We start from the raw sequence: 19,348 nt of genomic DNA on the forward strand, positions 1-19,348 counted from the left end.
AGCCCCTGTAGTCTTGACCATCCGTGACGATCAAGCCCGGTTCAGCGGTGAAAAAGATCGGCACGCACGGTTCAGGGCGCCCGGGCCGGCAGCAGCTTCAGGGTTGTGCGGGTATTGGCGACCACTTCTTCCTCGGCCAGGTGCGCCTGGTAATAGACCCCTTCGATGTACGCCTCGGCCTGATCCTCGTAATGCTTGTCGAACGGCACGCCGCTCTGGCCGACGGGGTTGATGGTGACGCTATGGCTGGGGTCGGCGAAGTCGATGATGCGCCGGGTCGAAGGCCCGTAGGTCACCGGCCACGGCGCCGGGCCGATTCTGGCGGAGAGGTTGTTGGGCACTTCATGGGTACCTGGGGCCGCAAATGGCCCAACGTTGAAGACACGGTCCAGCGGCTTTTGCTGACCCAGCGGATGACCATGGGTCAGGGTGTGAGCCTTGCCCCATTGCCATTGCGTGGCATCGTCGCCCAGGGTGGCCCGCAGGTGCGCCAGGCTTTTCTTCCAGGCGACGCTCACCGTGTCTGCACGGGTTTCCGTGCCCAGCGTCGTGCGGTCATCCCACCACGGTGAATCCTTCGATGCCGCCAGGCGTGGCAGGGCCGCGTCGATCACCCGGGTCGACAGCGCGGTTTCGAAGAATCCGTCACCCAGTTCATCGTGCAGGGCGGCGTCGGCCAGGTTGAACAGGAACTGGTTGAACAGCGTGGCGCTGATGGAGTCCAGCGGGTAATCGCCCGGCCATTGGGCCAGTTGTTCCACCCATTTGCGTTCCTGCGGGTCGCTGACCACTTCACGCAGCACCGGCAACAACGGCGCGAGCACGCGAGGGCCGTAGGCGGTGGTGGTGCCCAGTTGCAGTTTCTGGGTGGTTAGGATGTCCCATTTCGCCTGCTTGTCGTTGAGCTGCTGGTTGAGTTGCTGACCGCGGTCGGCGGGGTTGTAGTAACCGGGGATTTCGATGCCGCTGGCCGGCACGGGTTGGAAGTTGGCCGAGACGATGTAGCCCCGCGCCGGGTTCTCTTCCTGCGGGTTGCTGCTGAACGGGTAGAAGCCTTCCTTTTCCGACTCCGGGCTGCTGCCATCGAGGATGAACGCGGGTTTCACGCCGGCGGGGCGCTTGGGCAGTTGCGCGGCGGCCCACCAGCCGATATCGCCCTTGGCATTGGCCCACACCACGTTCAGCCCCGGCGCGTGGATCTGGGCCGAGGCGCCACGGGCCTTGGCCAGGGTATCGGCGCGGTTGAGCTGGTAAAAGGCGTCGAGGATCGGGTTGCGACTTTCCAGGAACCCCCACCACATGGCGACCGGGGTCTTGCCGGCGTTCGCACCGAGGACATCGTTGACGATCGGGCCGTGGGGCGACTGGCGCAGCACCAGCGTCACCGGTGCCTGGCCCTTGACCGCGATCTGCTGTTCGCTGCGGGTCATCTCCACCCATTGGCCGCGATACCAGACCTGCTCGGGATTGTCCGGGTTGACCTTCTCGGCGATCAGGTCCAGGTCGTCGTTCTGGAACATGGTGATGCTCCAGCCGAAATCCTTGTTCATGCCCAGCGTGGCGAAGGGCATCAAGGCCTGATAGTGCCCGTAGAGTTCGAAACCCGGCGCGGACAGGTGCGCCTCGTACCACACCGACGGCGTGGAAAAACGGATATGCGGGTCGCCCGCCAGCAACGGCTTGCCGCTGTGGGTACGGCTGCCGGCAAGCGCCCAGGCGTTACTGCCCTCGAACTGCGGCAGGCCGTTTTCCGCCAGGGCCTGTTCGCTCAGGCGGGCCAGGGCATTGAGGTCTTTCCAGTCGGCGGCGGCGAGGGCCAGGCCGCGCTTGGGACCGTCGGCCAGCACGCCCTGGGGCTGCCAGTCGAGGTCGAAGATGTTCAGGTACTCGGCGCCCAGTTGATCGCGCACGTAGGTCAGCAGCGGTTCGGTTCGGAACGCCGCCGCGAAGCTGTAGGCCATGTAGCCGGTGATGCTCACGGTGTCTTCAGCCGTAAAGGGGCGCTTGGGAATGCCCAGCACATCGAACTCCACGGGCCGGGTGTGGCTGTCCTGGTAGGCGTTGATCCCATCCAGGTAGGCCTGCATGGCGACCCAGGCCGGGGATTGCGGGTCTTGTTCGGTCACATAGGCCGCGGCGCGTTCGCGAATGCGCAGGCTGCGCATCAGTTTGTCGGTGTCCAGCAGCTTCGGTCCCAGCACCTCGGCCAGTTCGCCCCGGGCGAGACGACGCATGATCTCCATCTGGAACAGCCGGTCCTGGGCATGGACATAGCCGAGGGCGCGGTACAAGTCGGTTTCGTTCTCGGCGCGGATATGCGGCACACCACGTTCGTCGTAGCGCACCGTCACCGAGCCCTGCAGCCCTTGCACCTGCATCGTGCCCTGGCGGGTGGGCTGCTTGCTGTAGAGGTAGCCGCCCGCAACGATGATCGCGGTGACGATCAATGACAGGAAGGCGATGAGGGTGCGTTTCATGGTGATTCCTTATTCTGATGACAGCGGTTCCATGGTCTCGCTGTTGATTCCCTGTTTAGCATGCCATTGCTTTCCTGCGCATCGCCCCTCGGAGGGATTACTTATTCTTTGGCAGATGTGTCCTTGTCCCACGGACAATAACAACCCACCGCCATCGTATGGGTCGCATTGACCGTCCGACCAGCGCTCAACGCCTCGAGAATCGGCTCGATGAAGCTGTTGCTCGAATTGCAGGTCAGGCCTTCACTGTAAGGGCCGAAGTACGCCAGCTGGCCGCTGCGATCCCAGATCGCCACCGCTGGGCTGGCAGGAATCTGGCTTGAACCCGGAAGCGCCGGCAGGGTTTTCAGGCTGTTCAAGGTGGCCGGCAGTTGACCTTGGCTGCCGGCTTTTTGCACGGCATAAAACTCAACGCCTTGCGGTACATACTTATCGATCAGTTCGGCAAGGTGCTGCTGGTTGCCAACGTTGCACGGGCACGCCGGGTCCCAGAAATGCACCAGGCGGATCGCGCCAGGGCCGGCCAGGTCGGCGGGCAGGCGCAGAGGGTCGCCGGAAAACACCGCGGTGTGTTGACTGAAGGCCCGCAGGAAACGGCCCTGGAACCAGTCGTAGGCCACCCACAAGACGACGGCGCACCCGAGGGCAAGCAGGCTGGCAAGCAAGGTCGTGCGGTGGGTCGGGCGCATGGAGTCGATCCTCTGAAGCCGCGTAGCTTGCCATGCTTGCCGCGACAGATGAATATCGCAGGCCTGTAAAGTCTGTTTCGCGCGATGCGCCCATGCCTGGAAACCTTGATGCCTGCCACTTTCGACCCCGATCTCCTGCGTGCCAGCCTGCAACCGCTGGCCCAGTGGCAAGCCCTGTCCGAGCAAGCCCAGGCTTACCAGCGGTTCTATGGGCTGGATTTTCCCCAGCGCAGTGTGCGCAAAGGGTTGGGGCGCTTCGAGGTGGGCGGGTATGAGGTCGTCAGTCAGGTCTGGTGGCCGGAAAAGGCCGTGGCGACGTTGTTTGTGTTCCACGGTTACTACGACCACATGGGGTTGTACCGGCACTTGATCGAGTGGGCCCTGGAGCAGAAGTTCGCGGTGATCGCCTGCGACCTGCCGGGCCATGGCCTGTCCAGCGGCGAACGCGCCAGTATCGAGGATTTCGCCGAGTACCAGGCCACCTTGCAGGGGCTGTTGGCCGAGGCCGCGACGCTGGACCTGCCGCACCCCTGGCACCTGTGCGGGCAGAGCACCGGCGGGGCGATCGTGGTCGATCACGTGCTCAACCACGGCGCACAGAGTCCAGCCCAGGGCCAGGTCATCCTGCTGTCACCCCTGGTACGGCCACGGGCCTGGGGCTGGTCGCGCCTGAGTTATTACTTGCTCAAGCCGTTTGTGACGGGTATCGCCCGGCGTTTCAGTGAGAACTCCACCGACCCGCAGTTCCTGCCATTCCTGCAAGCCGACCCGCTGCAACCGCTGCGCCTGCCTACTGCCTGGGTGGGGGCATTGGCGCGATGGATCAAGCGTATCGAAGCGGCCCCGAGCAGCCCGCGCCAGCCCTTGATCGTGCAGGGGCAGGCGGACATGACGGTGGATTGGGTGCACAACCTGCAAGTGCTGCGCGGCAAGTTCGACCGGCCGCAGGTGTTGATGTTGCCTGAAGGGCGGCATCACCTGGCGAACGAAGCGCAGGCTTTGCGGCAGGAGATGTTTGGGTTCTTGAGTAAGCGGATGAGTCGGTTTCGGGGTTGACCTGGATATAGCTATCGCGAGCAGGCTCGCTCCCACAGGGGGATTGGGTGAAATCGAATATTGCGACCGGCCACGATCCAATGTGGGAGCGAGCCTGCTCGCGATGGCGTAATCCCAGGCACTGGAGTTCTATCTACTGCCCCAGATTCTGCCCCACCGCCAACCCCGCCCGGATCGCCGCCAAAGCCGCCTGGTAATAAGCCTGGCCCTCGGCCGATTCGGCGAAGGTGGCGAACTCTTCCAGCTCGGTATCCGACAAGTCACGGTAGACGTACAGCAGGGTGTTGTTCAGGTCCGCGCCGATCTGCTCCATCAAATTTATATGATTTTGTTTAAAGTAAGAGAAATAAATAATATGGGGATAAATAAGGACGGCTCATGGTTTGGGTTGCCTTGAGTTCTGGTTTCAGATTTTACCTGTCGTTGAGTGGCTTGTTTTTCCAGCGAAAGTGAATGGATTGGCTTGGTGTTAAATATTTTGGCGAGATTCTGAATCTCCAAAAGATCGATTGGTTATCATGATGGCGGTATGTATTTCGGATGAATCTAGCGACCTGTAATTTCTGTCAGTAGATCGGGCTGTAAATTCGAGCTAGTTTGCTCGTGTCTAACCAATAAGTTTTTAAAATGGTTTGGTTGGGCTGCGTTAATAAAGCAATTTCTTTATATGTTTAATTGAGGGAATTTGCTATGCAAAATGATGCCGAAACCCTAGGCGATAACCAGCCGGCCACTGGCTCTTTCCCTGGAACCTACAAGTTATATAGTTTTGCGGATCCTTCTAAGGTACTTGGGATGCGTACGGATGAAGGAGTGCGCTATGTCGTGTTGGTTTCTGACTCCAACGACTGGCGAAATCTCTGGAGAATTGAGCATGTTACCGATAAGGGATATGTTGTCCGTCAAGGAACGGAGTCCCTTTTTATGAATTTAATGGATGATGGTGGTGTTCATTGTGTATTTGCTAGCTCCTCGGATAGTAACTTCTGGAATCTTAGAAGTTTGGCTGGTGGGGATGTGTATCATATCCAAAATCTCCGATGGTCCAGTAAATTTCTCTCTATACCATTTCCGCATCTACCGGGCACGGAGCCCCGTATTGTCGGCGAGTCCTATAATGAGCAAAACCATATGTGGCATAAATTCAGAGTGATAAGGGTGTGATGTTAGATGGCAGAGTCGAGCTTTCGGAGTGTTGCGAAGTTACGCCGCAGCAGCCATCAGCCGCCCGTTCGTTATGCTAGTTATTCAACCCACTTGCGCTGACAAAGATGACGGCGGTGACACCGGTGATAGGAAGGCAGCGAGGAAGCGTCTTTATCGGGTGACAGTGGTCCCATGAGCTCGCTGTTGGCCCCCTGTTTTCCTCGGAGTTATTAACTGGAGGGTCTTGGCCCAGAGGACAATAACAACCCACCGCCATCGTATGGGTCGCTCGTGCAGGGGCAGGCGGACATGACGGTGGATTGGGTGCACAACCTGCAAGTGCTGCGTGGCAAGTTCGACCGGCCGCAGGTGTTGATGTTGCCGCAGGGGCGGCATCACCTGGCCAATGAGGCCTTGGCGTTGCGGCAGGAGATGTTTGGGTTTCTGACCAAGCGGATGAGTCGGGTTCGGCGGTGACCGGGCGATTGCTATCGCGAGCAAGCTCGCTCCCACATTGGACCTTTGGTGCTCGCGAAACCTGAGTTCACTCAAGCCCCTTGTGGGAGCGAGCTCGCTCGCGATAGCGGTGCTGAACTATTGCCCGAGCGTCTGCCCCACCGCCAACCCCGCCCGAATCGCCGCCAAAGCCGCCTGGTAATAAGCCTGGCCCTCGGTCGATTCGGCGAAGGTGGCGAACTCTTCCAGCTCGGTGTCCGTCAGGTCGCGGTAGACGTAGAGCAGGGTGTTGTTCAGGTCCGCGCCGATCTGCTCCATCAGTCGCTGGCGCTGGCCGTTGAGCATGCCTTGGGCCTGGCCGGCCCCCAGCAGGCCGGGGATCATCGAACTCAGGCTGTCGGCCGCCACGCCGGCGATCGCCAGGCTGACTTCGGCGCCGGCTTCGCGGGCGGGCAGGGCCTGGGCCAGGTGGCCGATGATCAACAGGCGGTTGTCGCTGGCTTGCATCTTCGGCAGGCCCTTGGCGTTTTTCGCCAATTGATCGCGCCGGGTCGCCAGCAACTCGGCCGCCACGACCTTGCGGCCCAGGGGCGACTGGAAAAAGGCCAGGGCCGGGTTCGGGTCTCGAAGCTTGCTGCGTATTTGTGCCTCGGCCCGCTGGTCCATGGCCTGGGGGGCGAAACGTTGATTGCTGTTGTTGACCAGGGCCTGGAACACCGCCGGCGGCAGGCTGCTCTGATAGCGCTGCTGGGCGGCGCTCAAGGCATCATTGAAATGCGCCCGCTGTTCCGGCCAGCCGGCGACCTTGTACAACTGGTCGTAGCTGTCTGCCCAGGCGGGCAAAACGCAGAACATCAACAGTGAGAAAAGCAAACGGCGCATAGGGACTCCTGTCAGCAGCCGACTATTCTCCGTGGGGTGTGGGGTCTTGTCGAGAATTCGTATCAAGTTCGTACGGTGGTGCTATCCAACGCAGCGAACCCGCTGCGTGGCGCTGTCGGTTTTGCAGGCACAGGCATACTATGCGCGCCATGCAAATACCTTCTGATCACCCGCTGCTGTTACGTATCGTCGACGACCTGGCCGAGCGCGGCTGGTCGCAGCAGAACCTCTTCCTGCCGGACGCGCTGACCCGTGCCCTGGCGGCCGAATGCCGTCAGCGTGCCGCCGAGGGCGAGCTGGCTCCGGCAGCGGTCGGGCGCGGGCCGTTCTCGGAGATTCGCGAAGGCATTCGGGGTGATCGCATCCAGTGGATCGAACCCGGCCAGGCACCAGCCTGCGACCGTTACCTGGGGTTGATGGACAGCCTGCGCGAGGCGATGAATCGCGGGCTGTTCCTGGGGCTGGAGGATTTCGAAAGCCATTTCGCCCTGTACCCGCCCGGTGCGTTTTACCTCAAGCATGTCGACCGCTTTCGCGATGACGACCGACGCGCGGTGTCTGCGGTGCTCTACCTCAATGACGATTGGCTGCCGGAGCACGGCGGCCAGTTGCGCATGTATCTGGAGGATGGCGTGGAGCGTGATGTGGTGCCCATCGGCGGTTGCCTGGTGGTGTTCCTGTCGGGGGATATCCCCCACGAAGTACTGCCGGCCACCCGGGATCGCCTGTCCTTGACGGGGTGGTTCCGACGCCGCGGCAACGAGTTGTTCTGACGATGGAAAAGATCCTGGTCAGTCGCTGCCTGCTCGGCCATCGCGTGCGCTACGACGGCGGTGCCAGCGGGCCGTTCGATCAGCTTCAGCACTGGCTCGACGAAGGCCGGATCGTGGCGCTGTGCCCGGAAGTCGCCGGCGGCCTGCCCACGCCCCGGGCGGCGGCGGAGATTCCCGGCGGGCAGGGTGGGCAAGTGCTCGACGGCCACGCCGCGGTGATCACCACCGACGGTGAAGATGTCAGTGCGCAGTTTTTGTCGGGCGCGTATCAAGCGCTGGAACAGGTGCGAGAACACGGCATCCGTATCGCCGTGCTCAAGGCCAACAGCCCGTCGTGCGGCAATCTGCTGACCTATGACGGGACGTTCAGTGGTGTGAAGGTCGGTGGCGAAGGCGTGACGGCGGCGTTGCTCAAGCGCCATGGGGTGCAAGTGTTCAGTGAGCTGGAGTTGGCTGAAGCGGCGGCGGCCCTCAAGGCCTTGAACAACGATTGATGGATTGCTTTTGTGGCGAGGGAGCTTGCTCCCGCTGGGCCACGAAGTGGCCCCGAAATGCTGAAGCGCGGTAGGCCTGACACACCAAGGTGTCAGGTTTTGGGGTTGCTTCGCAACCCAGCGGGAGCAAGCTCCCTCGCCACAGGGTTCTGTGTACTTGGCACAAGGTTTTGTGTCGTTCAGAGCTGCTCGGCCAACTGCTCGATCAGCTCCTGGCGTTCTGCCTGGCTCAACCGCGCCTGGGGATTGAGGGATGACCATTGTGGATGCGCCCGGGCCTTGTTCAGGGCGTCGGGCAGCTTGCCCTCGCGCCAGGTCTTGTCCTGGGGCGTGGCGATGCGGATGCTGTCCATCGCCGCGTGGCCGCGCAGGTTGAGGGCTTGCAGCAATTGTCGTTGGCGCAGGGCCAGCAGGCGCAGCACGCCATCGTCCACCGTCAGTTCCCGTTGCCCCTTGAGCTTGCCCATCAGCCGGTTGCCGTAGCTGCGGGCGGTTTGCAGGGTGCCGCCGACAATGGCCCCGGCCAGGGCGGCGGCACCGAGGGTCAGGCCGCCCACCAGCAAGTCCACGCCAGCGCCGGCCGCCGCGCCTGCCGCGATTCCGCCGCCGACGCGTACGCCCAGTTGCTTGAGGGTCTCGGGGTTGAACAAATCATCGCCCCAGCGTCCGTCGAGCAGCGGCAGGTCGCTGGCGGCCGCGTCCTGGGGGCGGAACGCGTAGAGCTTGAGCAGGGCTTCGACGCAGCGCTGTTCGCGCTGACGCACCGCGTTGCGCAGCTCACTGATGGCCTCGCGTTCCAGCTCGGCATCACTGGCCACGCTGCGTCGGCAGGCGGCGCAGTCGATCAGCAATTCGGCGATCAAGCGCGCCGCGCTCTGCTGGCGGGCCAGGCGTTGGGCCTGTTGGTCGGCGACCAGTCGCTCCAGTTGCCCGCGGGCGCTTTCCAGCAACACCGCGAGGCTTTCATACAGGCGCCGCTCGCCGTCCTCGGGCGGGGCGACGCTGTCAAAACGCACCAGGGCGTGCAGCCCCAATCGCGCCAGGGCTTCGCGCCAGTCGGGCTCGCGATGGTGGGCGCTGCTGACGAAATTCAACACCGGCAGCAGCGGTTTGCCACAACTGGCGAGGACTTCCAATTCATCGCGGTACTTGGCCAGCACCGGCTCACGGGCATCGATCACATACAGCCCGGCGTCGCTGGCGAGCAATTGTCGCAGCACCTTGGCTTCCTGTTCGAAGCGTTGCCGCGCCTCGCTGCCCTCGAGGAAGCGAGCCAGGCGCGCCGGGCCGTCCAGGCGTTCGCCAGGGCGTTCCAGGCGCTCGAGGTAATCGAGCAGGGCGATGGCGTCTTCCAGGCCAGGCGTGTCGTACAGCTCCAGCAGTGCTTCGCCATCCACCGACAACCGTGCGCCCTCGACGTGCCGGGTGGTGCTCGGACGGTGGGACACCTCACCGAAGCCGACGTCCCGAGTCAGGGTGCGTAGCAGGGAGGTCTTGCCGACGTTGGTATGGCCGACCACGGCCAGCTTCAACGGCTTCATGGATTCAGTCATGGCCGGTCTCCAGCCAGTTCAAGGGCATGCAGTCGGCGAAGGGTAGCTGCAACTGCTGCAGCGCGTTGTGCCAGTCGCCCAGGCGTTCGGCGTCCAGGGCTTCGCCGGGCGGCGCCTGCAACAGCCAGACGCGGGTGGCGCTGGCGCTGCGGGCCAGCTCGGCGATCAGCGCCAGGCTGCCCCGGTCCGGTGAACGGCGCGGGTCACAGGCAATGGCCAGGCGTGCGGGTGGAAAGCGCGACAGTTGCTCCAGGAGTTTGTGGCGCGACTCGCGGCTGTCGAGAATGCCGGCGCTTTTCACGGTTTCGGGCAGTTTGGGCGGCCAGGGTCGATCGTCCAGTTCGATCGCCACCAGCAGCGCGCCGTCGCTGTCCATCGCGCCGACGGCACTTTCGATGGGGTGCAACTGCGCGGGTGCGGCGTCGTTGACGCCCAGGCGCTCGCTGCTGGGCATCAGCCGTTCACGCAATTGGGCGTAGCCCGGCAGGTTCAAATCCAGGTGCAATGTGGCGCGACCGCGTCGCCAGCGCCACAGGCACAGCAACGCCAGGCCCAGGCGCGGCAGCACGCCATAGACCAGCAGCACGCCGACCAGCCAGGCGGCCCAGGCCTGGCGGGCGCTCTCGATGGCCAGGGCGCCGTCGCCGCTGGCGCGGATCATCTCCACCGTCGGCACACTGAAGCCCAACAGGGCAGGCAACGCGCCGAGGCCACGGGTCATGGCGACGAAGGTCTCGCTGCCGAGGAGGGTGGTTTCCCAGACAAAGCCATAGCGCCGGGTCGCCATCAGCATCAGTAGGATGACCAGCGCGCTGAGCATCGCCAGCAACCACACGCCGTTGACCAGCGCACCGAGGGCCCAGCGGTTGAGCTTGTGCCGTTGCAGCAACAGAAGCAGGGCCGGTGCCAGTTGGGCGGCCTTGGCATCCCGGGCGAGTTTTTCGCTGAGCCACAGCCACAGGCGCCCCAGCGCTGCACCTTGCTCGCCCGCGAAGATCAGTCCCAGGACCCAACCGACGAGCAGGATCAGGTTCAGCCCCAAAAGACTGCCCAGGGCCCAGAACACATTGACCGGGGCCTGGCCGTCGCCGAGGGCGGCGAACCCGAGGCCGGCGCCGCTGATGATGGCGAGCACCGCCAGCACGATCAGCGCCAGGCGTGCCCCTTGCAGCCAATGGCGCAGGGCTTGGCTGAGGCCATCGCGCTCGGCCAGCCAGCGGGCGCGGTGGCGGATGCGGGTGCAAAGATCGCCGCCTGCCGCGCGGGCCAGGCGATTGGCTTCCTGGTCCTCGAGGGGGCCGGCGTGTTCTTCACGCAGGCGGATCGTCTCGGTCAACCAGAGGTTCTGCAGTGCTGTCACGGGGGCTTCCGTTGCTCGAATGAGGGTTGAGCATAACCGCTGTGATGCCTGTCGGGGTACGCCGGGCCTCTGGTATCCTCGCGGCCATGAACAAAACTCTCCCCTTAAGCCTGATCGCAGCCCTCGGTGAAAACCGCGTGATCGGCGTCGACAACAGCATGCCCTGGCACCTGCCGGGGGATTTCAAATACTTCAAGGCCACCACCTTGGGCAAGCCGATCATCATGGGACGCAAGACCTGGGATTCCCTCGGCCGACCGCTGCCCGGGCGCTTGAACATCGTGGTCAGTCGCCAGCCGGACCTGGTGCTGGAAGGTGCGGAAGTGTTTTCCACCCTGGAGGCCGCAGTGGCGCGGGCCGAGGCCTGGGCACTGGAGCAGGGCGTCGATGAGCTGATGTTGATCGGCGGCGCCCAGCTGTACGCCCAGGCCCTGGCGCAGGCGGATCGACTGTACCTGACCCGCGTGGCGCTGAGCCCGGAGGGGGATGCCTGGTTTCCGGAATTTGATTCGAGCCAGTGGGAATTGGTCTCGAACCAGCCGAACCCGGCGGAAGGGGACAAGCCGGCCTACAGCTTTGAGGTGTGGGAGAAGCTGTAAGCCCTGTGGGTGCAGCCTGTGGGAGCAAGGCTTGCCCGCGATGAAAGCGACGCGGTCTTCCATGGACCGAGGCGCCCGGATCGCGAGCAAGCTTTGCTCCCACAGGTGTCAGGCAGTCAAGCGTGCACCAACTCCCCATGCTCCTCGGCATCGAGCAAGGCCTTGTCAGTCTGCTGCATCACCTGGCTGGTAATCGCCCCGGCGGTGATCGAGCCACTGACGTTCAACGCCGTACGGCCCATGTCGATCAATGGCTCGACGGAAATCAGCAAGGCGACCAGCGCGACCGGCAAGCCCATGGCCGGCAGCACGATCAGCGCGGCGAACGTCGCGCCGCCACCGACCCCGGCTACCCCGGCTGAACTCAACGTCACGATCGCCACCAGCGTCGCGATCCAGACCGGATCCAGCGGGTTGATGCCCACGGTCGGTGCGACCATCACCGCGAGCATGGCCGGATAAAGGCCGGCGCAACCGTTCTGGCCGATGGTAGCGCCGAACGAGGCGCTGAAGCTGGCAATCGCCCGTGGGATGCCGAGGCGGCTGGTCTGGGCTTCGATGCTCAACGGGATGGTGGCCGCGCTGGAGCGGCTGGTGAAGGCGAAGGTCAGCACCGGCCAGATCTTGCGGAAGAAGCGCAACGGGTTGATCCCGGCCGCGGACACCAACAGGCCATGGACCACGAACATCAGGCCCAGCCCGAGGTACGACACCACGACAAAACTGCCGAGCTTGATGATGTCCTGCAGGTTGGAGCCGGCCACCACCTTGGTCATCAGCGCCAGCACACCGTACGGCGTCAGCTTCATCACCAGGCGCACCAGGCGCGTCACCCAGCTTTGCAGGGTGTCGATGGCGTTGATCACTTTCTGGCCTTTCTCCACGTCATCCTTGAGCAACTGCAACGCCGCGACACCGAGGAACGCGGCGAAGATCACCACGCTGATGATCGACGTCGGCTTGGCCCGCGCCAGGTCGGCAAAGGGGTTTTGCGGAATGAACGAAAGCAGCAGTTGCGGGATGTTCAGGTCGGCGACCTTGCCGGCGTAGTCGCTCTGGATCACTTGCAGGCGTGCCAGTTCCTGAGTGCCGGCCACCAGGCCTTCGGCGGTGAGGCCGAACAGGTTGGTCAGGCCGATGCCGATCAGCGCGGCGATGGCGGTGGTGAACAGCAGCGTGCCAATGGTCAGGAAGCTGATCTTGCCCAGGGACGAGGCGTTGTGCAGGCGGGCCACGGCGCTGAGGATCGAAGCGAAGACCAGCGGGATCACGATCATTTGCAACAATTGTACGTAGCCGTTGCCCACCAGGTCGAACCAGCCGATCGAGGCCTTGAGGACCGGATTGCCGGCGCCATAAATCGTGTGCAGGGCGATACCGAACACCACGCCCAGCACCAGTGCCAGCAGCACTTTCTTGGCCAGGCTCCAGGTGCTATGACGGGTTTGCGCCAGGCCGAACAGCAAGGCGAGGAATACCAGCAGATTGAGGATCAGCGGCAGATTCATCAAGAGAGCTCCATCAGACTTGTGCCAGTCGCCTGAAGCCGCGACTGCGAACCGGGGAGCCTAACAGCCTGATAACTAATGAATTAATACTAAAAAAGCATGTAGATTGTCGTTTATGGAATAAGGCAATGACGTTTACGGATACGCGGCTGGCGTGATCACGATGTAAGCGGTCGCCCACAGGCGAGGACTGTCACAAGCATTTGTTAGCGTCGGATTCTTTGAACCCGGGAGAAATGCCGATGAAACTCGCACCTCGTTTTCTCGCTGTCGCCTTGAGTCTTGGCCTCGCTGGCCAGGTGCTCGCCACCGAACTCAAGCACTGGCCGGCGGAACAGGCCAAGGCCCTGGACGCGATGATCGCGGCCAACGCCAACAAGGGTAACTACGCGGTGTTCGACATGGACAACACCAGTTACCGCTACGACCTTGAGGAATCGTTGTTGCCGTTCATGGAGAACAAGGGCCTCATCACCCGGGAAAGCCTGGACCCGTCCTTGAAGCTGATGCCGTTCAAGGACACGGCCGACCACAAGGAAAGCCTGTTCAGTTACTACTACCGCCTGTGCGAAGTGGATGACATGGTCTGCTATCCGTGGGTGGCCCAGGTGTTCTCGGGCTTTACGCTCAAGGAACTCAAGGGCTATGTCGATGAGCTGATGGCGTCCGGCAAGCCGGTGCCGACCACCTATTACGATGGCGACAAGGTGGTCCAGTACAACGTCAACCCGCCGAAAGTCTTCACCGGCCAGGCCGAGCTGTACAACAAGTTGATGGAAAACGGCATCGAGGTCTATGTCATGACCGCCGCTTCCGAAGAGCTGGTACGCATGGTCGCCGCGGACCCGAAATACGGCTACAACCTCAAGCCGCAGAACGTGATCGGCGTGACCACGTTGCTCAAGGACCGCAAGACCGGCGAACTGACCACCGCCCGCAAGCAGATCACCGCGGGCAAATATGACGAGAAGGCCAACCTCGGCCTGGAATACACGCCGTACCTGTGGACCCCGGCGACCTGGATGGCCGGCAAGCACGCGGCGATCCTGACGTACATCGACGAATGGAAAAAACCGGTGCTGGTGGCCGGTGACACGCCAAGCAGCGACGGCTACATGCTGTTTCACGATGTGGACGTGGCCAAGGGCGGGATTCACCTGTGGGTCAACCGCAAGGACAAATACATGACCCAGATTAACGGGATGATGGCCAAGCACGCCGCCGCCCAGGCCAAGGAAGGGTTGCCGGTTACCGCGGACAAGAACTGGGTGATCGTCAAGCCGGAAGATATCCAGTAAGCCCCACACCCTGTGGGAGCGAGCTTGCTCGCGATGGCGTCGGATCAGTAGCATCCTTGTTGGCTGACACACCACCATCGCGAGCAAGCTCGCTCCCACATTGATTGTCGGTGTTCTCAGGATTTGCGCTCATCGCTAAAAAAATGCCCCGCACTTGGCGGGGCATTTTTTATTGCGACTAACGACGCTTACAGGCCGTCAAGCATCGCCTTGTTACGCACCGCACCCTTGTCGGCGCTGGTGGCGAGCAGGGCGTAGGCCTTGAGGGCCGTGGTGACTTTGCGCGGACGCACTTCCACCGGCTTCCAGCCCTTGTTGTCCTGTTCGATGCGGCGCCCGGCCAGTTCTTCGTCGCTGATCAACAGGTTGATCGAGCGGTTCGGAATGTCGATCAGGACCTTGTCGCCATCGCGCACCAGGCCGATGGCACCGCCAGCCGCCGCTTCCGGCGAAGCGTGGCCGATGGACAGGCCCGAGGTGCCGCCGGAGAACCGGCCATCGGTCAGCAAGGCGCAGGCTTTGCCCAGGCCTTTGGACTTCAGGTAGGACGTCGGGTAGAGCATTTCCTGCATGCCCGGGCCGCCTTTCGGACCTTCGTAGCGAATGATCACGATGTCGCCGGCCTTCACTTCGTCGGCGAGGATGCCGCGTACGGCGCTGTCCTGGCTTTCGAAAATCTTCGCGTTGCCTTCGAACACATGGATCGACTCGTCGACGCCGGCGGTCTTCACCACGCAGCCATCCAGGGCGATGTTGCCGTAGAGCACGGCCAGGCCGCCCTCCTGGGAGTACGCGTGCTCGACGCTACGGATGCAGCCGTTTTCACGGTCGTCGTCCAGCGTATCCCAGCGGGTCGACTGGCTGAACGCGGTTTGCGTCGGGATGCCCGCCGGGCCGGCCTTGAAGAAGTGATGCACGGCCTCGTCGGTGGTCTGGGTGATGTCCCACTTGGCGATGGCCTCGGCCATGCTCTTGCTGTGCACGGTCGGCAGGTCGGTGTGCAACAGGCCGCCACGGGCCAGGGAACCGAGGATGCTGAAGATCCCGCCGGCACGGTGCACGTCTTCCATGTGGTACTTCTGGATGTTCGGCGCGACCTTGCACAGTTGCGGCACGTGACGGGACAGGCGGTCGATGTCGCGCAGGTCGAAATCGATCTCGGCTTCCTGGGCCGCGGCCAGCAAGTGCAGGATGGTGTTGGTGGAACCGCCCATGGCGATGTCCAGGGTCATGGCGTTTTCGAACGCCTTGAAGTTGGCGATGTTGCGCGGCAACACCGACTCGTCGTTTTCGCCGTAGTAGCGCTTGCACAGCTCGACGATGGTCCGGCCGGCCTGCAGGAACAACTGCTCGCGATCGCTGTGGGTGGCCAGGGTCGAGCCGTTGCCCGGCAGGGCCAGGCCCAGGGCTTCGGTCAGGCAGTTCATCGAGTTGGCGGTGAACATGCCGGAGCACGAACCGCAGGTCGGGCAGGCGCTGCGCTCGTATTCGGCAACCTTCTCGTCAGAGGCGCTGGAGTCGGCGGCGATCACCATGGCATCGACCAGGTCGAGGCCGTGGCTGGCGAGCTTGGTCTTGCCGGCTTCCATCGGGCCGCCGGAAACGAAGATCACCGGGATGTTCAGGCGCAGGGCGGCCATGAGCATGCCCGGGGTGATCTTGTCGCAGTTGGAAATGCACACGATGGCGTCGGCGCAGTGGGCGTTGACCATGTACTCGACGGAGTCGGCGATGATCTCGCGGCTCGGCAGCGAATAGAGCATGCCGTCGTGGCCCATGGCGATGCCGTCGTCCACGGCGATGGTGTTGAATTCCTTGGCAACGCCGCCGACGCGTTCGATTTCCCGGGCAACCAGTTGGCCGAGGTCCTTGAGGTGGACGTGGCCGGGTACGAACTGGGTGAAGGAGTTGGCAATGGCGATGATCGGCTTCTTGAAGTCGTCATCCTTCATCCCCGTGGCGCGCCACAAGGCACGGGCGCCGGCCATGTTGCGGCCATGGGTGGATGTTTTCGAGCGGTAATCAGGCATGGAGCACTCCGGGCGGCTAATCAGGTACTTATCAGGTATCAATGGGGAAGTGAGCTTCTGTCGACGTCTGGAGCACCCGGGTTTGGCCGTGTGTCCGGAAGTGGCCGATGACTTTGCAGGATCGCTGCGCGCCTCGGCATGAGCTCATAAACCCGCCGGGGATGAATGGCGATGAATGCCACGATTCTACACCGCTGGCGCCAGGATGAAATGACGCAAAGCGCTGATCGGGCGCCAATGTCGTGCACGGGATGACGACTGGCAGGGTTCAGCCGGCCAACAGCCCCCTGTCACGCTGCCGGACCAGGGCATTGAGCGCCAGCCCCAGCAGGCTGAGCAAGACCAGGCACAGGGCCAGGGTGAGTTGCAAGTCCAGCGGGGTGAGGCTGATCGCGGCACTGGTAAGCCCGCCGACGATGAAGATCAGCACGCTGCCGGCGGAGGCGGATGTGCCGGCCCGCCCGGGAAATCTGTTCATGGCTTGGGTGTGGGCGGCTGCGCGGGCAATGGTCGTCCCGGTGGTGCACACGATCATGGGCAGCAACAGGGTGGTGACTGACAACCCCAGTTGATTGGCAAGCCCCAGCATCAGGAGGCCTGCGGCGAGGATCAGGGCCAGCCCGGTGATGATTTGCGTCTGTGGATCGATTCGATTGCTCAGCACGGACGCTACCGCGCCCCCGCCGATGTAGGCCAGCCCATAGCCCAGCAGCGCCAGGGAAAAAGCCTCGGGGGAGAGGCGCAACTGGTCGATCAGGACCAGCGGCGATATGACGATGAACGAAAAGTGGCAGGAAAAAGCCAGCGCCGAGGTTAACCAATAGGCCATGAAGCTGAAGTCGCCGCAGACCTTTCGATAGGAGGCGATGAAATCCAGGCGCCTGGGTTGGCTGTCTGCCACAGGGCATTGAAGTAAACGACAGGCGCTGATGAATGCACCGATTGCCAGGGCAATGAACACCAGGAAGCTGCCTCGCCAGCCCATCCAGCTTTGCAGCCCGGTGCCGGCCAGGGGCGAAACGGAAATGAAAATCCCCCCGCAGGTGACCAGAAAGATCCGCAGGCGCTGCTGTTCCCGGCCGGTGAACAGGTCTTGGATCAGCGCTTGGGACAGCACGAAGCAACCGCACCCCAAGGCCTGGACGACACGCAAGAACAGAAAGGCCCCGTAACCGTCGGCGAGCAAGCAACCGGCGGCTCCAACGGCGGAAACGGCGATTCCGATCAACAGCAGGTTTTTCCGACCCATGACGTCGGAGAGCGGGCCGACCAGCAGTTGGGAAAGGGCAATCCCCACCGCGAACAGGCTGACAGACAGGGCAATGTCCGCGGATGAGCGTTCGAAATGCTCGGACAGGGCGGGGAACGAGGGCAGCACGACATCGATGGGAAAGACGCCGAGCAGTGTCAGCGTCAGCAACAAGCCGACGGTGGCTGGTTTGCGGGCAGCCAGGCGATTTTGCGGATCAGTCATTGACGAGGTCCAAGGCGTACCTGAGGGGCGCTTTCAATCCTAATGCGTCATGCCCGCCAGGCGCGGGGAGATTGAGTAGGAAGGCTCTGGTAATTGCGTGGGAGTTCTCCTGCGGACTTATTCAGACGCGCAAAAAAAAATCGCAGCCGAGGCCGCGATCAGAATGCGATTCGAGTGCGCGGGGCGCAGCGCTGCGGCACTGGCCCCGCCCGGTGTCAGCTGTTGGGCAACAACCGGCAGGTGATGCTCTTGATGTAGCGGGTCTCGGCGATGGCCGGGTGTACCGGGTGGTCTGGCCCCTGGCCGCCGCGTTCGAGCAGTTGGATGTTGCGGTCCAGATGACGGGCGCTGGTCAGCAGGATGTTTTGCAGGTCGTCTTCGGGCAGGTGCATCGAGCACGACGCGCTGACCAGGATGCCGTCCTTGCTGAGCAGGCGCATGGCTTGCTCGTTGAGACGGCGATAGGCGCCTTCGCCGTTCTTCAGGTCCTTCTTGCGCTTGATGAAGGCCGGTGGGTCGGCCACGATCACGTCGAAACGTTCTTCGCTGGCCTTGAGCTCCTTCAGGGCCTCGAACACGTCGCCTTCGATGCAGGTCAGCTTCTCGGCGAAGCCGTTCAACGCGGCGTTGCGCTCGACACCGTCGAGGGCGAAGGCCGAGGCATCGACGCAGAATACTTCACTGGCGCCGAACGCCGCGGCTTGCACGCCCCAGCCGCCGATGTAGCTGAACAGGTCCAGCACGCGCTTGCCCTTGGCGTACGGGGCCAGGCGGGCGCGGTTCATGCGGTGGTCGTAGAACCAGCCGGTTTTCTGGCCTTCCATGACCGGCGCTTCGAATTTCACACCGTTCTCTTCCAGGGCCACCCATTCCGGCACCAGGCCGAACACGGTCTCGACGTAGCGGTTCAGGCCCTCGGCGTCACGGGCCGCGGAGTCGTTCTTGAACAGGATGCCGCTGGGCTTGAGCACCTGGGTCAGGGCGGCGATCACGTCGTCCTTGTGGGCTTCCATGGTGGCCGAGGCGATCTGCACCACCAGGATGTCGCCGAAACGGTCGACCACCAGGCCTGGCAACAGGTCGGAGTCACCGTAGACCAGGCGATAGAACGGCTTGTCGAACAGCCGCTCGCGCAGGGACAACGCCACGTTGAGGCGATGCACCAGCAGGGACTTGTCCAGTGGCAGCTTCACGTCACGGGACAGCAGCCGGGCGCAGATCAGGTTGTTGGGGCTCATCGCAACGATGCCCAACGGCTTGCCGCCGGCGGCTTCGAGGACGGCCTGGTCGCCGGCCTTGAAGCCGTGCAGGGGCGTCGCGGCCACATCGATTTCGTTGCTGTAGACCCACAGGTGGCCGGCGCGCAGGCGACGGTCGGCGTTGGCTTTGAGGCGCAGGCTAGGCAGGGACATGACGTCGCTCCGGAAAAAAGAGCGGGAGTATACCGTGTTGCAAGGGTTGACGGGCTTGAAGGACGATCGGTGGCCCGGCGGTGTATCGGATCCATCTTTAAGGGTTAGAATCCCCGCCTGACCCGGAGTGTGTACTCATGT

15 protein-coding genes and 2 pseudogenes are annotated in these 19,348 nt (G+C 62.9%); 7 read left to right on the forward strand and 10 right to left on the reverse strand.

The annotated features are described in order from the left end of the window. Positions 1 to 71 precede the first annotated feature (71 nt). Positions 72 to 2,477 (reverse strand): penicillin acylase family protein, encoded by a 2,406-nt coding sequence (locus tag AO356_RS13210; RefSeq protein ID WP_060740163.1) that lies wholly within the window; start codon positions 2,475 to 2,477, stop codon positions 72 to 74. 101 nt (positions 2,478 to 2,578) lie between these two features. Next, the gene (locus tag AO356_RS13215) at positions 2,579 to 3,166 is read right to left on the reverse strand and encodes a DUF6436 domain-containing protein (protein ID WP_060740164.1); all 588 of its coding nucleotides are present in this window, start codon (positions 3,164 to 3,166) and stop codon (positions 2,579 to 2,581) included. A 108-nt stretch (positions 3,167 to 3,274) separates the two neighbouring features. Here AO356_RS13215 and AO356_RS13220 point away from each other — a divergent pair, with 108 nt between their 5' ends. After that, the gene (locus AO356_RS13220; protein WP_060740165.1) at positions 3,275 to 4,222 is read left to right on the forward strand and encodes an alpha/beta hydrolase; all 948 of its coding nucleotides are present in this window, start codon (positions 3,275 to 3,277) and stop codon (positions 4,220 to 4,222) included. Positions 4,223 to 4,355: 133 nt separating this feature from the next. On the opposite strand, the pseudogene AO356_RS13225 reads toward AO356_RS13220, so the two are convergent. Then, positions 4,356 to 4,538: pseudogene (locus AO356_RS13225) on the reverse strand (hypothetical protein); the annotation flags it as partial. A 374-nt stretch (positions 4,539 to 4,912) separates the two neighbouring features. On the opposite strand from AO356_RS13225, the gene AO356_RS32570 reads away from it, so the two are divergent. Next, a complete protein-coding gene (locus AO356_RS32570) occupies positions 4,913 to 5,386 on the forward strand; it encodes a hypothetical protein (protein ID WP_152032421.1) in 474 nt (157 codons plus the stop codon). A gap of 270 nt (positions 5,387 to 5,656) precedes the next feature. Then, positions 5,657 to 5,845 (forward strand): annotated as a pseudogene (locus AO356_RS30915) (alpha/beta hydrolase); the annotation flags it as partial. A gap of 117 nt (positions 5,846 to 5,962) precedes the next feature. Here the strand turns inward: AO356_RS30915 and AO356_RS13230 are convergent. Next, a complete protein-coding gene (locus AO356_RS13230; protein ID WP_060740167.1) occupies positions 5,963 to 6,706 on the reverse strand; it encodes a DUF2059 domain-containing protein in 744 nt (247 codons plus the stop codon). A 140-nt stretch (positions 6,707 to 6,846) separates the two neighbouring features. On the opposite strand from AO356_RS13230, the gene AO356_RS13235 reads away from it, so the two are divergent. Beyond that, positions 6,847 to 7,479: a 2OG-Fe(II) oxygenase gene (locus AO356_RS13235; RefSeq protein ID WP_060740168.1), complete on the forward strand. Its 633-nt coding sequence runs from the start codon at positions 6,847 to 6,849 to the stop codon at positions 7,477 to 7,479. Positions 7,480 to 7,481: 2 nt separating this feature from the next. Further along, positions 7,482 to 7,973 (forward strand): DUF523 domain-containing protein, encoded by a 492-nt coding sequence (locus AO356_RS13240; protein WP_060740169.1) that lies wholly within the window; start codon positions 7,482 to 7,484, stop codon positions 7,971 to 7,973. Positions 7,974 to 8,152: 179 nt separating this feature from the next. Here the strand turns inward: AO356_RS13240 and AO356_RS13245 are convergent, their stop codons facing one another. Together AO356_RS13245 and AO356_RS13250 are read right to left on the reverse strand one after the other, a co-directional pair. Further along, positions 8,153 to 9,526, reverse strand: a complete 1,374-nt coding sequence (locus AO356_RS13245) for a GTPase/DUF3482 domain-containing protein (RefSeq protein WP_060740170.1) — start codon at positions 9,524 to 9,526, stop codon at positions 8,153 to 8,155. Then, a complete protein-coding gene (locus AO356_RS13250; RefSeq protein WP_060740171.1) occupies positions 9,519 to 10,886 on the reverse strand; it encodes a DUF2868 domain-containing protein in 1,368 nt (455 codons plus the stop codon). The genes AO356_RS13245 and AO356_RS13250 overlap by 8 nt, the downstream gene beginning before the upstream one ends. Positions 10,887 to 10,972: 86 nt before the next feature. On the opposite strand from AO356_RS13250, the gene AO356_RS13255 reads away from it, so the two are divergent. After that, positions 10,973 to 11,485 carry a dihydrofolate reductase gene (locus AO356_RS13255; RefSeq protein ID WP_060743114.1) on the forward strand — a complete coding sequence of 171 codons (513 nt, stop codon included), beginning with the start codon at positions 10,973 to 10,975 and terminating at the stop codon, positions 11,483 to 11,485. A gap of 116 nt (positions 11,486 to 11,601) precedes the next feature. On the opposite strand, the gene AO356_RS13260 is transcribed toward AO356_RS13255, so the two are convergent. Further along, a complete protein-coding gene (locus AO356_RS13260) occupies positions 11,602 to 12,993 on the reverse strand; it encodes an L-cystine transporter (protein WP_060740172.1) in 1,392 nt (463 codons plus the stop codon). Between the two features lie 242 nt (positions 12,994 to 13,235). Between AO356_RS13260 and AO356_RS13265 the strand changes: the two genes are divergently transcribed. Continuing rightward, entirely contained in the window at positions 13,236 to 14,291 is a 1,056-nt protein-coding gene (locus tag AO356_RS13265; RefSeq protein WP_060740173.1) for a phosphorylcholine phosphatase, read from the forward strand. A 188-nt stretch (positions 14,292 to 14,479) separates the two neighbouring features. Here the strand turns inward: AO356_RS13265 and ilvD are convergent, their stop codons facing one another. The 3 genes from ilvD to AO356_RS13280 all read right to left on the reverse strand — a co-directional run bounded on the left by ilvD (position 14,480) and on the right by AO356_RS13280 (position 19,207). Then, the gene (gene ilvD / locus AO356_RS13270) at positions 14,480 to 16,321 is read right to left on the reverse strand and encodes a dihydroxy-acid dehydratase (RefSeq protein WP_060740174.1); all 1,842 of its coding nucleotides are present in this window, start codon (positions 16,319 to 16,321) and stop codon (positions 14,480 to 14,482) included. Between the two features lie 268 nt (positions 16,322 to 16,589). Beyond that, positions 16,590 to 17,795 (reverse strand): MFS transporter, encoded by a 1,206-nt coding sequence (locus AO356_RS13275; RefSeq protein ID WP_060740175.1) that lies wholly within the window; start codon positions 17,793 to 17,795, stop codon positions 16,590 to 16,592. A 215-nt stretch (positions 17,796 to 18,010) separates the two neighbouring features. Next, entirely contained in the window at positions 18,011 to 19,207 is a 1,197-nt protein-coding gene (locus AO356_RS13280) for a class I SAM-dependent rRNA methyltransferase (RefSeq protein ID WP_060740176.1), read from the reverse strand. Between the last annotated feature and the right edge of the window lie 141 nt (positions 19,208 to 19,348).

The sequence above is a fragment of the Pseudomonas fluorescens genome (assembly GCF_001307275.1).
GTDB classification, from domain to species: Bacteria; Pseudomonadota; Gammaproteobacteria; order Pseudomonadales; family Pseudomonadaceae; genus Aquipseudomonas; species Aquipseudomonas fluorescens_AA.

Bases quoted from the DNA above. Each gene is read 5' to 3' on its own strand.
- AO356_RS13210 (WP_060740163.1), bottom strand. From the start codon at position 2,477: ATGAAACGCACCCTCATCGCCTTCCTGTCATTGATCGTCACCGCGATC.
- AO356_RS13215 (WP_060740164.1), bottom strand. From the start codon at position 3,166: ATGCGCCCGACCCACCGCACGACCTTGCTTGCCAGCCTGCTTGCCCTC.
- AO356_RS13220 (WP_060740165.1), top strand. From the start codon at position 3,275: ATGCCTGCCACTTTCGACCCCGATCTCCTGCGTGCCAGCCTGCAACCG.
- AO356_RS32570 (WP_152032421.1), top strand. From the start codon at position 4,913: ATGCAAAATGATGCCGAAACCCTAGGCGATAACCAGCCGGCCACTGGC.
- AO356_RS13230 (WP_060740167.1), bottom strand. From the start codon at position 6,706: ATGCGCCGTTTGCTTTTCTCACTGTTGATGTTCTGCGTTTTGCCCGCC.
- AO356_RS13235 (WP_060740168.1), top strand. From the start codon at position 6,847: ATGCGCGCCATGCAAATACCTTCTGATCACCCGCTGCTGTTACGTATC.
- AO356_RS13240 (WP_060740169.1), top strand. From the start codon at position 7,482: ATGGAAAAGATCCTGGTCAGTCGCTGCCTGCTCGGCCATCGCGTGCGC.
- AO356_RS13245 (WP_060740170.1), bottom strand. From the start codon at position 9,526: ATGACTGAATCCATGAAGCCGTTGAAGCTGGCCGTGGTCGGCCATACC.
- AO356_RS13255 (WP_060743114.1), top strand. From the start codon at position 10,973: ATGAACAAAACTCTCCCCTTAAGCCTGATCGCAGCCCTCGGTGAAAAC.
- AO356_RS13260 (WP_060740172.1), bottom strand. From the start codon at position 12,993: ATGAATCTGCCGCTGATCCTCAATCTGCTGGTATTCCTCGCCTTGCTG.
- AO356_RS13265 (WP_060740173.1), top strand. From the start codon at position 13,236: ATGAAACTCGCACCTCGTTTTCTCGCTGTCGCCTTGAGTCTTGGCCTC.
- ilvD (WP_060740174.1), bottom strand. From the start codon at position 16,321: ATGCCTGATTACCGCTCGAAAACATCCACCCATGGCCGCAACATGGCC.
- AO356_RS13275 (WP_060740175.1), bottom strand. From the start codon at position 17,795: ATGACTGATCCGCAAAATCGCCTGGCTGCCCGCAAACCAGCCACCGTC.
- AO356_RS13280 (WP_060740176.1), bottom strand. From the start codon at position 19,207: ATGTCCCTGCCTAGCCTGCGCCTCAAAGCCAACGCCGACCGTCGCCTG.